At 46.6% G+C, this 14875-nt stretch carries 12 protein-coding genes; 7 read left to right on the forward strand and 5 right to left on the reverse strand.

The features are described from left to right. The first annotated feature begins 104 nt into the window (after positions 1-104). Positions 105-2549, forward strand: coding sequence for an outer membrane beta-barrel family protein (locus tag DXN04_RS20260; RefSeq protein ID WP_158569089.1), 2445 nt, complete (start codon positions 105-107; stop codon positions 2547-2549). Positions 2550-2682: 133 nt separating this feature from the next. Beyond that, the gene (locus DXN04_RS20265) at positions 2683-3159 is read left to right on the forward strand and encodes an acyl-CoA thioesterase (protein WP_116855209.1); all 477 of its coding nucleotides are present in this window, start codon (positions 2683-2685) and stop codon (positions 3157-3159) included. A 54-nt stretch (positions 3160-3213) separates the two neighbouring features. Here the strand turns inward: DXN04_RS20265 and DXN04_RS20270 are convergent, their stop codons facing one another. Both DXN04_RS20270 and DXN04_RS20275 read right to left on the reverse strand, forming a co-directional pair. Beyond that, the gene (locus DXN04_RS20270; protein WP_116855210.1) at positions 3214-5040 is read right to left on the reverse strand and encodes an ABC transporter ATP-binding protein; all 1827 of its coding nucleotides are present in this window, start codon (positions 5038-5040) and stop codon (positions 3214-3216) included. Between the two features lie 262 nt (positions 5041-5302). Beyond that, entirely contained in the window at positions 5303-5548 is a 246-nt protein-coding gene (locus DXN04_RS20275) for a hypothetical protein (RefSeq protein WP_116855211.1), read from the reverse strand. Positions 5549-5980: 432 nt separating this feature from the next. Between DXN04_RS20275 and DXN04_RS20285 the strand changes: the two genes are divergently transcribed. The 3 genes from DXN04_RS20285 (at position 5981) to nfi (ending at position 8624) form a co-directional block, all read left to right on the forward strand. Then, on the forward strand, positions 5981-6649 hold the full coding sequence (locus DXN04_RS20285) for an MgtC/SapB family protein (protein WP_116855213.1): 669 nt from the start codon (positions 5981-5983) through the stop codon (positions 6647-6649). Positions 6650-6652: 3 nt separating this feature from the next. Then, complete coding sequence (locus DXN04_RS20290; protein ID WP_116855214.1) at positions 6653-7861, forward strand: DUF763 domain-containing protein; 1209 nt, start codon at positions 6653-6655, stop codon at positions 7859-7861. Positions 7862-7952: 91 nt separating this feature from the next. Then, positions 7953-8624 (forward strand): deoxyribonuclease V, encoded by a 672-nt coding sequence (gene nfi, locus DXN04_RS20295; RefSeq protein WP_116855215.1) that lies wholly within the window; start codon positions 7953-7955, stop codon positions 8622-8624. A 76-nt stretch (positions 8625-8700) separates the two neighbouring features. Here the strand turns inward: nfi and DXN04_RS20300 are convergent, their stop codons facing one another. The 3 genes from DXN04_RS20300 to DXN04_RS20310 all read right to left on the reverse strand — a co-directional run bounded on the left by DXN04_RS20300 (position 8701) and on the right by DXN04_RS20310 (position 12503). Beyond that, positions 8701-9432 carry a TIGR03915 family putative DNA repair protein gene (locus tag DXN04_RS20300; RefSeq protein WP_116855216.1) on the reverse strand — a complete coding sequence of 244 codons (732 nt, stop codon included), beginning with the start codon at positions 9430-9432 and terminating at the stop codon, positions 8701-8703. Positions 9433-9434: 2 nt separating this feature from the next. After that, complete coding sequence (locus DXN04_RS20305) at positions 9435-10694, reverse strand: putative DNA modification/repair radical SAM protein (protein ID WP_116855217.1); 1260 nt, start codon at positions 10692-10694, stop codon at positions 9435-9437. 117 nt (positions 10695-10811) lie between these two features. Then, entirely contained in the window at positions 10812-12503 is a 1692-nt protein-coding gene (locus tag DXN04_RS20310) for a hypothetical protein (RefSeq protein ID WP_116855218.1), read from the reverse strand. Positions 12504-12642: 139 nt separating this feature from the next. Between DXN04_RS20310 and DXN04_RS20315 the strand changes: the two genes are divergently transcribed. Both DXN04_RS20315 and DXN04_RS20320 read left to right on the forward strand, forming a co-directional pair. Continuing rightward, positions 12643-13530 carry a decaprenyl-phosphate phosphoribosyltransferase gene (locus DXN04_RS20315; protein WP_116855219.1) on the forward strand — a complete coding sequence of 296 codons (888 nt, stop codon included), beginning with the start codon at positions 12643-12645 and terminating at the stop codon, positions 13528-13530. Continuing rightward, a complete protein-coding gene (locus DXN04_RS20320; RefSeq protein WP_116855220.1) occupies positions 13530-14858 on the forward strand; it encodes an FAD-binding oxidoreductase in 1329 nt (442 codons plus the stop codon). The genes DXN04_RS20315 and DXN04_RS20320 overlap by 1 nt, the downstream gene beginning before the upstream one ends. Positions 14859-14875 lie beyond the last annotated feature (17 nt).

Here is a 14875-nt window from a genome sequence, read left to right on the forward strand (position 1 = left end):
TCACAGGAAACTTTTTATAAATCATTTATTTTTAGCTCCAGTTACAGGCTAACATTAGAAAAGTTTATTGGATCATGCACAAATTTGTCTCCTTATGTTTGGGAATGACACTGTCATTTCTGTCTTTTTCTTATGCTCAACAAACCGACCAAAAATCCCCTGAACATGGGTCTATTCAGGGAAAATTGATTGACGAGCAAACCAATGCTCCCATTGAGTACGCCTCAGTGGCCATCATCCGTGCTGTAGATTCCAGCGTAGTCACCGGTATGCTCTCTAAACCCAATGGTGATTTTAGTTTTCCTGAAATTGCATTGGGAAAGTATTTTGTGAAAGTAAATTTCATCGGTTACACTACCGTCTATAAAGCAATTGTGCTTTCTTCAAAAAATAATATTATAGATGTTGGTAATATCAAACTCGGCACTAATGCAAAAGTATTGGCTGCTGTAGAGGTCGTAGGTGAAAAGCCCGCTTATACCATGGCCATTGATAAGCGCGTGTTCAATGTGGAAAAAAATATTTCCAGCGTAGGTGGTACTGCTACCGATGTATTGAAACAAGTGCCTGCTGTAAGTGTAGACATTGACGGTAATGTCACCGTGCGCAATGGCTCACCTACCATCTTCGTGGATGGCCGCCCCACCACCCTGACCATGGATCAGATTCCTGCTGATGCGATTGCGAATATCGAAGTGATCACCAACCCGTCTGCTAAATATGATGCGGAAGGCGTGAGCGGTATATTAAATATAGTATTGAAGAAAAACAGGAAGGCTGGTATCAACGGACAAGTAAATGCCGGTGCCTCTTCCCTGGGTGGTGCAAACGGCGGTTTCGACTTCAGCATCCGTCGCGAAAAGTATAACCTCTCGCTGAGCTATAACATCCGTAGCCGTAAAGGTTCTGCGAAAGAACACCTGTTCCGCAAAAACATCGGAACAGATACCACTACCTACCTGGACCAATATGAGAATGGCGACCAGAGTCGTCGTTTTCAATACGGCCGCATCGGCTTCGACTGGTATATGGACAACCGCAATACATTTACTATTGCCGGGAGCATCAACGCCGGCGATTTCCGTGATGATAATAACCTCATGCTGTACAACCTGAACGCAGGCAAGGAACAGGTAAGATATGGTGCCGGTATTGACAACAATAATCACAACTTCCGTAACTACGCAGGTCAGCTGGGTTACAAACATACTTTTGCGAAACAGGGGCATGAGCTGACGGCTGACTTCAACTACAACTACGCGACAAGCGATGATGGTAGTGATTACTCCCTGCAATATTATACTTTGGGTCATGTTGCAATCGATACACCTACAGCACCTGCCCGGAGATATGGATATGGCGGTGGCAATACCACTTACGTGACCGGACAGATTGATTATGTAAATCCGCTGTCTGAAAATTCGAAGGTAGAAGCAGGCTTGCGTACCACCAGCCGTATCTTTAATAATACGCTGACTACCATGGGCCTGAACAATGCTACCGGAGACTATGTATTGGATAGTTCACTCTCTAATAACTATCATTACAGCGAAACGATCAATGCAGGTTATATCAGTTACTCCGGCCAGCTGGGCAACTTCGGTTACATGGGTGGTCTGAGAGGCGAGCAGTCTTATTACAGCGGTGATATGACCAGTACAACGAAAAGTAATTATAAAATCAGCTATCCTATCAGCCTGTTCCCCAGTGTGTTCCTGTCCCAGAAGTTCAAGGGCGATCATGAACTGCAGCTGAATTACACACGCCGTGTGCGCCGGCCCTGGTTCCGCGATCTGCTGCCTAACCTGAATTATACAGCGCAGAGTGCAAGCCGTGGTAACCCGACATTGAAGCCTGAGTTTACAAATTCATTTGAGTTTAGTTACCTGAAAGATTTCAATCGAAAGCACAACGTGATGGTGTCATTGTATTTCCGTAATACGCAGAATGCAATCACTGATTATTCAAGCGATACCACTATTACTGTGAATGGTACAGCGCAGAAAGTGGTGCTGACTTACCCGGTGAATGCGGATACGCGTAATGCATATGGAGCGGAATTTACAGTGCGGAACCAGTTGACTAAAGACTGGGATGTGACCACCAATCTGAACATGGCGCAGACGAAAATCAATGCCGGCAACCTGCAGAATAATCTTTCTAATTCAGGCTTTGTGTTCTTTGGCAAAGTAAATACGAATTACAAATTACCGTATAGAACTACTTTACAGCTTACTGGCATCTATGAATCCAAACAGATTATGGCCCAGGGAGAAAGAGCGGGAAAATATACAGTAGACGCGGCGCTGCGTAAGGAGTTGCTGAAAGACAGATCGCTGGTAGTGTCATTGGGTGTAAATGATATTTTCAATACAGACAGGAGTATTTCTTATACTAATACTGAATATTCTGAGCAGGAGTATTACAGGAAGCGGGCGACGAGAGAAGCGAGGATTAATGTGAGCTGGAGATTCGGGAAGATAGACACGGGAAAGAAGAAGGAGAATAAGAAGGGAGAAGACCAGGGAGGAGGAAATGGAGATTTTTAATTGAAAAATAAGGATTTGTGATTCCTGACAGGCAAGCGTCAGCGATCAGTTTGTTTGTAGTGGCAGCGCATCCAAATAATTGGGTGCGCTGCTTTTTTTAAATGAGTATCTTGTGCTATTCAAATCGCGCACTATGATAGATACAATCAGTAACACAGTGACTTTGCGTTTCCTCGCAGAGCCATCGGATGTAAATTTCGGCGGAAAGGTTCACGGGGGAGCCGTGATGAAATGGATTGACCAGGCAGGATATGCATGTGCAGCTAATTGGAGCGGACAATATTGTGTAACCGTGTATGTTGGAGGCATTCGTTTTATTCGTCCTATCCAGATCGGGGATATGGTGGAGATCAATGCTACAGTAATTTATACGGGAAATACCAGTATGCACATCGCCATCAATGTATCGGCAGGGAATCCAAGACAGCGGGAGCGTGTCAAGACCACTCACTGTGTAATGGTCTTTGCCGCCGTGGATGATCATGGCAAGACTGTTCCTGTACCAAAATGGCATCCGGAAACGCCGGCTGCACTTGAAATGGAGGCTTATGCGAAGAAGCTGATGGGGCTGAGAATGAATATCGAGGAAGAAATGAAACCGTATTTGTAAATAGAACAATGAGATACAGGGATCCTTTAGCAGCCCTGTATCTCATTGTTCATCTTAATGAGTGAACTGCATCTCACTCAGGCTTTTATACAAGCCGCCGTCCACTGTCAGCAGTTCCTGGTGGGTGCCTTGTTCCACAATGCGCCCTTTATCCAGCACGATGATCTTATCTGCCTGGCGCACAGTGCTTAACCTGTGAGCAATTACTATAGAGGTACGCCCTTCCATCAGTTTTTCCAATGCATCCTGCACCAGTTTTTCTGATTCAGAATCCAATGCAGAAGTAGCTTCATCCAGGATCAGGATTCTTGGATCTTTCAGCACCGCCCGGGCAATGGCAATTCTTTGCCGCTGACCGCCGGATAACTGGATGCCCCTCTCTCCCACTACTGTATCCAGTCCTTCAGGGAATCGTTGTATAAACTCCCAGGCATTCGCCTGTTTTGCAGCAGCGATGATTTCTTCTGTCGTAGCATCCGGTTTACCATAAGCAATGTTCTCCCGGATGGTACCGCCAAAAAGGAATACATCCTGTGGCACAATCGCCATCTGACTTCTCAGGGCGGACAATGGGAAATCGCCGGCATTACGGCCATTGAAGGTGATACTGCCACCTGCCGGTTCATACAATCTTAATAACAAGGATACGATCGTACTTTTCCCCGCACCACTTGGGCCTACCAGGGCCACCTGCTGATCCGCCTGGATCTCGAAGCTGATGTCCTGGAGTACATTCAGGTCTTCCCTGGATGGATAGTGGAATGCGAGATGCCTGAAAGAGATCTCACCACTCAGTTGGTCTTTGGGTGAAATGAGGGCGCTATCTGTAATCGGTTCTGCCGGTTCATCGAGAATTTCCAGCAGGTGTTCGGTAGCACCTAATGTCTTTTGAATCGTGGCATAGACCTCTGCCAATCCGGCAACGGAAGCACCGATAAAAGTAGAGTATAATACAAATGAAATCAGCAGACCGGGTTGTAAACTACCCATGGCGATTAAAACGGCTCCTCTCCAGATCACTGCAACGATTGCTCCAAATACGCCCAGGATCATAAAGGCCGCAAAGGCCCCCCGGTAGGTACCAGTCTTGATCCCGGTTTTTGCGACTTCAGAGGTCTTATTCTGGTACCTCCTCATTTCAAAAAATTCATTTGCAAAGGCTTTGACGTTCAGGATGCCCTGCAGGGTTTCTTCTACAATCGTATTCGCTTCTGCTACCTGGCTTTGCGCCTGTTTGGAATATTTACGTACTACCCGGCCAAAGAACCAGGCAAGGATGACGATCACCGGCAGGGTACCTAACATCAGCACGGTCAGCTGAGCCGAAGTATGTACCAGCAATGCAACGCCACCGACAATAATAATGACCTGGCGAATGAATTCTGCCACGGTAGTGGTGAATGTCTCCTGCAGCAAAGAGATGTCAGAAGAAATGCGGCTACCCAGTTCACCAACACGGCGGTTCAGGAAGAAACTCATGGGCAGGCGGATCAGGTGGTTATACACCTGCTGGCGCAGGGAAGCCAGGGAGCGCTCTGTAACGCGCACAAAAATGTTGATGCGGAAATAGCCCAGGATCCCCTGGACGAAAAGTAAGCCGAGGAGTAAGAGGCCGGTGTGATTGATGGCCGAAATGTTTTTGGAATGTGTACCGTTGTCCACCAGGTCACCTAATAACTTTGGAAATGCGAGGTTGGATAAGCTGGTAATAAATAATAAGAGCATGCCTGCGCTGAACATGGGCCAATAAGGCCGGATGTACTTATATAAGCGGAAGGTCTTTTTAAAAGATGCTTTTGATACTTTGGGTGCTTTTGATGCGTTTGGTACTTTGGGTGCGGCGGCATTGGATGCCTGGCTGTTGTCCTGGTGTTGTTCCATAGAATTAATTACAAGTCAATTTTAAAATACAGGGAGCTGATATAGGTTATGACGGGGTGGAAATGGAAATATTGTACAAATATGGGGTATTAATTATTGAATTGCGCGCAGGACCTGTTATAAACCAGGAAAAAATCCTCGATTAAAAGCAAGGCGCTTCGCCGGAGCGGAAGCGCCTATAAACCAAATTCACTTGTATGTATCGTCAATTATGGCCCTCTCCAAAAAATAAATGACGGAAGTCTATCCCGTCATTTATCAATTATTGAGGCCTTCTGTTTTTGGAGCTATCTTGTGTACCGGTGCCATAGCGTGACGAATCCTCTGAAGGATTTGGTGCGCCCGCCGGCACATCTGCCGCCGGAACCGTATCAGGGTTAATACCGGTAGTCGAAGTATCTACTGTAGTAGTTGTAGAATCTGAATTAGTATTAGACCCATTTCCACAAGAAGCAATAAAAGCTCCACCTACAATTAAAATGGTATATATAAAATGACTCTTTTTCATAAAATTATTTTTATAATATAAGAGAATCAACGAGTTCTGAGGAATAATTTTCCCCAAATAGTAGCATAAACGCACCAGCCTAGTGAATAGGTGTAGAATCCGGACGGGCGGATGAATCTACCGCGATGGTAGATGTATCAGGTGTCGTGGTAGTTGTTGTATCTGCCTGTACAGCAGCAGCAGTGCTGGCTGAATTAGTTGTGTCTTTACTGCTTTCACACGCAAACAGAAAGAGACTGAGAGCTATAGCAAAACAGGCGGTTATACAAACTTTACAAACTGCTAGACGGAAATTAATTGCTTGGGTTCCCAGGTCTTTTTTTTGCATTTTCATGATTAACTAGATTGTCAGGATGAACAAATAATGTCGAATACAAGTATAGTATTTGAAATAATTGTGCCAACGCACACCAGGTATATTTAGAACAGCTTATGGAACACACTTTAATTCAATTGATTGAGCCTTCAACCATACTCAAAGTAGTAGTTTCCTGCTTCGCAGGGGCCTTCCTGGGCCTGGAGCGGGAATACCATCACAAGGCGGCAGGCATGCGTACATTGACACTGATTTGTGTGGGCAGCACCCTATTCACCATACTTTCCGTAGAAATAGGCTCGCCGAACAGCCCTGATCGTGTAGCCTCCAATATCCTTACCGGAGTAGGTTTTATTGGTGCAGGTGTCATATTTAAAGGATCTTATAGTATAGATGGAATTACTACCGCTGCCACCATCTGGATTGCTGCAGCACTGGGTATCGCAGTGGGGATGAGTCACTACGTGCTGGTGGTAATTGCCCTCATATTGGTGCTTATGATACTGCAGGGACTGAAGCAGGTAGAAAAGCGGATTTCCAGGCTGAGGCAGAAGAAGGTAATCTGTATATCTTATGATATATCGAAATCGAAAGGCGTAGACTTCCCGGCCCTCTTTCATCGTTTTCACCTGGAGCATAAGCACATGACCGTGTCCCGCAAGGAAGACATCATAGAGAACAGGTACGAGGTCAAAGGACACCCGGGGCACCTGAAAGAAATGAGTCATTACCTCCAGAATAATCCCGACATTTGTCAATTCCAAATGCAAACCAATCCAATGTAGACTATGTCAAGAGCGTATGCGGACCTTCCTTTACATTATGGTGCAGTGCCCCCCTGGCTGGCAGCGAGAATGAGCCTGCTGGGTGGTGCGATCATTGAAACCATTATTGCAGACTATGGGAAGGCAGAGGTGTTGAGAAGACTGAGTGATCCCTGCTGGTTCCAGGCATTAGGGTGTGTGCTGGGTATGGACTGGCATTCTTCCGGCATTACCACTTCGGTAATGGGTGCTTTGAAGAAAGCATTGAATCCCAGGGCACATGAACTGGGGATCTATATCTGTGGCGGCAAAGGGAAGCACTCCCGGCAAACCCCGCAGGAACTCATGGCAATTGCTGACAAAACCGGCTTGCCGGGGCATGAGCTGGTGAGGAATAGTAAACTGGCCGCCAAAGTAGATAATACCGCCCTGCAGGATGGGTTCCAGTTGTACCTCCACTCCTTTATCGTGTCTAATGAGGGCGATTGGGCAGTGGTGCAACAAGGTATGAATGATGACACCGGCATGGCCAGGCGCTATCACTGGCACTCGGCAACGGTGCGTAATTTTACTGAGACACCCCACTCCTTTATATATGGTAAAAACCAGGGACTGATCCTGAACCTGACAGATAAGGAGGCGATGCCGACTAAAGACGGTCTCCTGGAACTGGTAAAAGTAGCCCCTTCTGAATTGCTGCCTGAGATCAGGAAGATCACCATGCCTTCGCACCACGATGTGCGGTCGGAGAATGTCGATCTCAAAAGATTAGGAGCTGTACTGGCGGTGGCCCATGAAAGACAGGTACTGGACTTTGAAACCTTGTTACTGATGGAAGGTGTAGGGCCGAGAACCTTGCAGTCGCTGACCCTGGTGAGCGAGGTAATCCATGGTACGCCCTCGAGATTTACAGACCCGGCGAGGTTCTCTTTTGCACACGGCGGTAAGGACGGACACCCGTTCCCGGTACCGGTGAATGTGTACGACGAAACGATCAGCGTAATGCGGGAGGCAGTGAATAAGGCGAAGATCGGGCAAAATGATAAGCAGGAGGCGATCAGGAAATTGTCGGTCCTGTCGCAGCAGGTGGAAAAAGATTTTATACCAAATGAGCGCTTTGATGAGGTAGTGACGAGGGAAAGGAATGACTCCTGGAAGCATGGAGGGCGGACGATTTTTGGGAAAGAAAAACCACCGCCGCCAAAAAATAACCAGTTAAGTTTATTTGATTAGGAGAAATGGGTCAGGACCTTATCGATTAAATTTGATCATAAAAGTGGAGATGATTTTTAATTGGAAGCCATTATAAACCCATCGATCAGAGATGACTATTACGGAAGCCACGCAGGTCCAAAATGAACTAAGAGAAAAAGTACGCATCCAACCCATTGATTACCCGGTGAATATCATCGCAGGGGCAGATATTTCCTTTAATAAGTTTAGTACCACGGTATATGCGGGGATCATATTATTGAGTTTCCCGGACCTGAAGCCTTTGGGGTATAGCCTCATAAAAAAGGAGGTACATTTCCCTTATGTGCCGGGATACCTGGCATTTAGGGAAGTCCCTGCATTGCTGGATGCCTGGGAGCAGCTGCCCGTCAAACCGGATGTATTGGTAGTGGATGGTCATGGTATAGCGCATCCACGAAGAATGGGGATCGCGGCACATTTTGGTGTGGTGGCAGATACGCCTGCCCTGGGCTGTGCGAAAAAGGTATTGTGTGGAAAGTATGAAGAACCGGGATTGACCAAAGGGAGTTTTACGCCTTTGATTCATAAAGAAGAAATTATAGGAGCGGCCCTCAGAACCAGGGATAAGGTGAAACCGGTATTTGTATCACCTGGCAATAAGATTGATCTGCAGGGGGCTATGAGTATTATTAATCAATGTGTTGGGAAGTATAGAATTCCTGAGCCGACGAGGCAGGCTCATAATGCGGTGAATGAATTCAGGAAAGGGAACCTGGAAGCAGGGTTTACAACGCTGTCATGAAACCGGGTCTTTACAGGTAAGGGAACCCGCAAGTGGAGCAAACGGGTCTTGGAACCGCCGTCTTTAATACTCCCTGTTATCGTAATTCCGGCAGGTACTTCCAGTATCTTTTAGGCATATGCTGCAATTGTAATTTCCTGTTTACCCTGCCGGCAATATTCGCTCCTTTGTAATAAGTCTGCCACAACGCCTGGTAATCCAGCTCCTTTTCATCCCAGATCCCTTCCTGTTTATCCATCTCCATCCAAACAGTATCCACCTTCTCCAGGTCATAGTAAATTCCATAGTTTCTCGCCCTGTCATAAATCATCCAGCGCTGGTCCGCATACCTGTCTTTGAAGTGACGAATGATCAAAGGAAGGACATTATAGTCCGGCGAAACAAGGCTGAAATAAATATCATCTTTTGTGAGTTGGAAGCGTACAAAAGCCTCCATCCTATGCTTCTCCCGATGCACCTTGCGAGCCGTCTGGGCAACAAAGAGGACAAAAGCATTACCGAAATCACGCTCTACAGAAGCCTGATTTTCAAATATATGCCTCGTGTAGTTTAATAATTGATCTTCAATATTGTCCAATTCTGAGAGAAATGCCGAGAAATATTGATGCAAACCATCGGCTGATAGTTTTTTGCTTAGGCCTGACCAGACCCTATCAGCCTTTTCCAGGTCGGTCTGAACCCCAAATGTGCGGGCAAACATGTCGGGGATGAACGTATTTTCCTTCCGGATCACCCCTCCTTTTTTATAAACTTCGAAGACCGCGCTCAGGTACCCTTCAAAGGACCCATCATATAGGTAAATATCCATATTTAGAACAAACTCAATTGAGGACTATGCAGTTTTAAGTACTTGCTATGTGACTGGTTCAGGATCTGTCGCCTGATTTGTTCGGATGTATAATCCTTCTTTACCATCGCACCTTTCTTGCAGGTAATGAAGTACTTAGCACGGTTTAATTGAACCCCCATTTGCTGTAGCTGATCCCATCCAAGGGCACTAAAACTCCTGGCTGCGATGATTTTGTTCACGCTGTTCATACCAATCCCGGGGATCCGGGCAATCAGCATTTTGTCCGCCGTATTGATGTCGATCGGAAAGAAGTGGAGGTTGCGCAAGGCCCAGGATAATTTGGGATCAATTTCGGTATCGAGATGAGGATTCGCATCGTCCAGGAGTTCCTGTGCATTGAAACCATAGAATCGCATGAGCCAGTCAGCCTGGTATAAGCGGTTCTCCCTCATCATCGGTACCTGTTGCCCCAGCCCCGGTAGCCGCGCATCGTTGCTGATGGGTACATAGCCGGAATAGTAAACCCGTTTCAGCCTGAACTGCTGGTAGAAACGGGAGGCCATGTGCACAATGTCCTTATCGGTTTCCCTGCCGGCCCCCACTATGACCTGGGTACTCTGTCCAGCGGGAACAAAGATGGGTACCTTCTTTAGCACCTTTCGTTCGTCCTCCAGGCGGATAATTTCATTTTTCAGGTAATTCATGGGCTGGATCATATCCGCCCGCTTTTTCTCCGGTGCTAATAATTTTAGTCCTTCTTCAGTAGGTAATTCCAGGTTCACACTCAGGCGGTCTGCATACATACCGGCTTCCCGCATCAGTTCATCGCTGGCCCCGGGAATGGCTTTGAGATGGATATAGCCATTGAAGCGATGAATGGTTCTCAGGTCTTTAGCGATCCTGACCATGCGTTCCATGGTAAAATCCGGGTCTTTGAAAATACCGGAACTGAGGAAGAGGCCCTCGATATAGTTCCTTCGATAAAAGTTGATCGTAAGATCCACGACCTCCTGTACGGTAAAGGCGGCTCTTTTGATATCATTGCTCTTGCGGGAGACGCAGTAGGCACAATCGTAAATGCAATGATTCGTGAGGAGGATCTTTAAAAGGGAGACACATCGCCCATCAGGGGTGTAAGAATGACAGATGCCCATGCCGGGATGAGCATTGCCCAGGCCTTTGTTCGTATTCTTCCGGTCGCTGCCACTGCTGGCACAGCTTACATCGTATTTCGCAGCATCCGCAAGAATGGATAGCTTTTCGTGTACTCTTTCCTGCATGAAGTAAAAATACTAAATAATTTAGCATTTCAAGCAAAGGCGACTGTTCCCCAAAATCAAAATCCCTTCAACTTGCCTGGCAAGCCGAAGGGATTTTGCGATAATTAAATATCTAAATTATTCCTTTACGTACACTTCTATGATAGCATGTGTAGGCCTCCTGGGTGCCAGGAACACATCTGCTTTCTTATAGTGTGCCTCCAGTTCGTAACGGAGCGCAAAGGGGAAAAAGTTATTATTCTCCGGCGCATATTCATACAGCACCACATCATAATAGTGGTTCCTCACCTTCTGTGTAAACACACTCAACTGTTTATTGAACATGCCCACCCCCAGGTGATACCACAATGGACTGTCCGCACCCGTTTCAGGCACATAAGGTATTTCTGCGGCCAATGGCGTTAACTCCGTCATGTTCAATACTTTAAGATCACCTTTGTTATTCTTCACTACCGGCAGATCCATGATCTTCCGCATGCCTTCCACGGTTTGTGGTGGCATATAGATGCCTTTGAAAGACTTCAGGTCAGAGAAGATCCATTTGGAAGTCGGCACATCGGTGGTATCCCATTCAATCATATAGTTACTCCGGGATACCACGTTTTCACCGGTCTTGCTCACGGTTGGTTCAAATGCCGCAAAGGAAGTATCGGCTTTCAGGGAAGGCAGTTTATTCACCGATTCATCGTGTGGCAGCAGGCGGGAAGTGACTTTGTCCATATATTTCCAAAAAGTACCTGACCACCATAACAACACCAGCAATGCTGCCCCGGCAAAAGAGGTCTTTTTAGTGAGATCTATGTTCAGTTGCTCCACCAGGCGGGAAGCAATGAACGCAAAAGCGAATGCGTGGAAGAAGATATTATTGTCCGGCGGAGTGTAGCTGGTCACCTGGAAGATAGCCGATTCTGCAAGGATGCCTAAAGTCAGCAAGGTAAAAAGCATCGCCTGTTTATCCTGCCAGAAGGTTTTAAATTGTTTGAATGATGGAAGTAATACCAGTACCATCATCACGATATAGAACTTGATCCATTGTGACTGGTACAGGACTTCCGAAATGATATCATAAAGTGAGAGGCGGCTGTTATGTGGTGCCTGACCGTGATTAAACCAGTAGCCAAATCCATAGTGCACAAAAGGCAGGATGAAGATGGCGGCGATCACACCGTAAAAAGCAAGATATAAAGGCACATCCCATAAGCGCTTCTCATTTAAGCTGTTATACGCCAACAATGCTAATGACAGGAGGAGCGCCAGGCCACCGCCATCCTGTTTTGTAAAGAAGGAAAGAAAGGTGAAGAGGGCTGCTAAAAAGAGGTGCAGGAACCTGACCTTCCCCTGTGGTCCTACCAGGTAACGGAACAGAAATGCCAGGCCAATCAACTCGTAGACAATGACCGTCTGGTTATACCAGGGCCAGAAATTAAAGAAGGAATAAGATAATACGAACAGCAAAACAGAGAGCACCCTGATCACGGGCTTTACATCCAGGCTTTTCAGAATAGACCTGAAGGAGATACCCGCCAGGATGTTCATGAAGACCTGCGCCTTCACCAGCGTAACCAGGTAAGGGCCAAAGATTTTAAAGAACAGGGCGGGCACAATCCAAAAACCATAGCCCAGCGGCAAGCCGAAATCACGGTAAGGTACCTGGCCCTGGGAAATGCGGTAAGCCCCTTCCCAGGATAGAAAAATATTGACCCTGTACGGTAAGGGAACAAAAAGGGGGAACAACGCCAGGCCGATGATGATTGCTAATTCGGTAATAAAAGCGCTCTTACGGCTAAACGGAGCATAAGTTGACGGCATACAAAAACGGGGATAAAAACGAGTGTAAAATTGTATTGAACGGACCAAAAATAGGAGAATTAACCGGAAAATAGCTTTTTTTCACGCAATTGTTCCATAATCCATCGTATATTGGCACGGTTATTAAGATCTTATCCCCGTGCAATATTTAAAATTATTACGCCCCTCCCATTGGGCCAAGAATCTGTTTTTATACATCCCCCTTTTCTTCGCAGGCGAAATATTCGACCTGAACAAAGTGGTCGAAGTATTCATCGGTTTCATGGCATTTAGCCTTATTGCCAGCAGTATTTATATTATTAACGACTATAATGATGTGGAGGCTGACCGCCGCCACCCTGTGAAGTGCAAGCGCCCCATCGCCTCAGGAGCTGTCTCCAAACCAATGGCCCTGGTATTCTTTGTACTTTGCCTGCTGGCAGGTGGCTTGTTAGCCTGGTATGTGAAGCCTAAGTTCCTGTTTGTTACGGGTATTTACTTCGTCATCAACCTATTGTACTCATTCGGACTTAAAAACATCAGTATTCTCGACATCCTCATTCTCTCCACCGGCTTTGTACTGCGTGTCAAAGCGGGCGGGGTGGCTGCGAATGTAGCGGTATCCGAATGGCTCATGATCATGGTCTTCCTGCTGGCATTGTTCATGGCGGTAGCTAAGCGCCGGGACGATGTGCTGATTAAAACCAGTACGGGGCAGGAAATGCGAAAAGCGGCTGCGGGCTATAACCTGGACTTCCTGAACGTGATGCTGGCACTGGTATCTGCTGTGATTATCGTGGCTTACCTGATGTATACGATGGCACCCGAAACCATGATCCGTTTTAAAACATATCGCCTTTACTACACCTGTCTTTTTGTAATTGGCGGATTATTACGATATTTGCAAATAACTTACGTAGAGAACAATACAGGTTCTCCCACCAAAATCCTATACAAAGACCGTTTCATACAATTAACCATACTCCTGTGGGTGCTGAGTTTTTATGTGCTTATTTATTTACCCACTAACAAAAGTTTTTTTGAGTAATGGAAAAACGGTTAGCAAACTGGGGCAACTACCCCGTCATCTCCTGCGATGAGACAACATTTACGCAGGTAGATCAGGTTGAGGATATGATATCCTCACATTCTTCCATCATCGCCCGCGGCAATGGCCGCTGCTATGGTGATGCCTCGCTGGCTACCAATAGTGTTTCCACTCTTAAGTTTGACAAGGTATTACAGTTCGATACGTCGACCGGTGTTTTCGAATGCCAATCGGGTATCACTTTAGACCAGATCCTGGAGATCGCGGTGCCTAAAGGCTGGTTCCTCCCTGTCACTCCCGGTACAAAGTTTATTACCGTAGGTGGTGCCGTAGCTTCCGATGTACATGGTAAAAATCACCATGCGGAAGGCTCGTTCTCGAACCACATCATCGATATGGACGTGATCACAGGTAAAAAGGAAACCCTCACCTGCTCGAAAGAGGTATTGCCCGATTTGTTCTGGGCTACCTGCGGCGGTATGGGTCTGACAGGCATCATTACCCGTGTGAAGTTCGGTCTCAAGAAAATTGAAACTGCATATATCAAACAGAAGCAGATCAAGGCGCGTAACCTCGATGAACTGATCCGCCTCTTCGAAGAATATAATCAGTATACCTACAGCATGGCCTGGATCGATTGCCTGCAAAAAGGCGATAGCTTCGGCCGTGGTATCCTCATCGTAGGTGAGCATGCCACCAGGGAGGAACTGAACGCACAACAAGCGGCATCCCCACTGAGTCTGCCCGATAAGCGCCCCCTCTCAGTTCCGTTCAATTTTCCATCGTTTGCCCTCAACACATTCACGGTGAAGGCCTTTAACTGGCTGTATTATGCAAAGAATACCAAAAGGGAAATCAATAATGTGATCCCCTACGAACCATTCTTCTATCCCCTGGATGCGATCCTGCACTGGAACCGTGGTTATGGCAAAGCCGGTTTTGTACAATACCAGTTTGTGCTGCCACTGGATAAGAAGGAAGGACTTGTCGAGATCCTGAAGCGCATCAGCGATGCAGGACTGGGATCTTTCCTGGCGGTACTGAAAGTATTTGGTCACCAGGACGATCTCATTTCATTCCCAAGACAAGGATATACCCTGGCGCTGGACTTCCCCGTGCGCAAAGGGCTCTTTGCCTTCCTGGATGAACTGGACGAAGTGGTGCTGCAATACGGGGGAAGGTTGTACCTTTCCAAAGATGCCCGGATGAAAAAGGATGTATTCTGGCAGAGCTATCCCAATGCGCAGCGTTTTGCAGAAATTGTAAAAGCTTATAACGGAGATAAGATCTTCCATTCTGTACAGTCTGAACGACTGGGTATCAATTAATTAACTTCACCGTCTTA

The sequence above is a fragment of the Chitinophaga silvisoli genome (assembly GCF_003412465.1).
Classification (GTDB): domain Bacteria; phylum Bacteroidota; class Bacteroidia; order Chitinophagales; family Chitinophagaceae; genus Chitinophaga; species Chitinophaga silvisoli.

Excerpts from the sequence above, each read along its gene's own strand:
- DXN04_RS20260 (WP_158569089.1), top strand. The coding sequence starts at position 105 with ATGACACTGTCATTTCTGTCTTTTTCTTATGCTCAACAAACCGACCAA.
- DXN04_RS20265 (WP_116855209.1), top strand. The coding sequence starts at position 2,683 with ATGATAGATACAATCAGTAACACAGTGACTTTGCGTTTCCTCGCAGAG.
- DXN04_RS20270 (WP_116855210.1), bottom strand. The coding sequence starts at position 5,040 with ATGGAACAACACCAGGACAACAGCCAGGCATCCAATGCCGCCGCACCC.
- DXN04_RS20275 (WP_116855211.1), bottom strand. The coding sequence starts at position 5,548 with ATGAAAAAGAGTCATTTTATATATACCATTTTAATTGTAGGTGGAGCT.
- DXN04_RS20285 (WP_116855213.1), top strand. The coding sequence starts at position 5,981 with ATGGAACACACTTTAATTCAATTGATTGAGCCTTCAACCATACTCAAA.
- DXN04_RS20290 (WP_116855214.1), top strand. The coding sequence starts at position 6,653 with ATGTCAAGAGCGTATGCGGACCTTCCTTTACATTATGGTGCAGTGCCC.
- nfi (WP_116855215.1), top strand. The coding sequence starts at position 7,953 with ATGACTATTACGGAAGCCACGCAGGTCCAAAATGAACTAAGAGAAAAA.
- DXN04_RS20300 (WP_116855216.1), bottom strand. The coding sequence starts at position 9,432 with ATGGATATTTACCTATATGATGGGTCCTTTGAAGGGTACCTGAGCGCG.
- DXN04_RS20305 (WP_116855217.1), bottom strand. The coding sequence starts at position 10,694 with ATGCAGGAAAGAGTACACGAAAAGCTATCCATTCTTGCGGATGCTGCG.
- DXN04_RS20310 (WP_116855218.1), bottom strand. The coding sequence starts at position 12,503 with ATGCCGTCAACTTATGCTCCGTTTAGCCGTAAGAGCGCTTTTATTACC.
- DXN04_RS20320 (WP_116855220.1), top strand. The coding sequence starts at position 13,530 with ATGGAAAAACGGTTAGCAAACTGGGGCAACTACCCCGTCATCTCCTGC.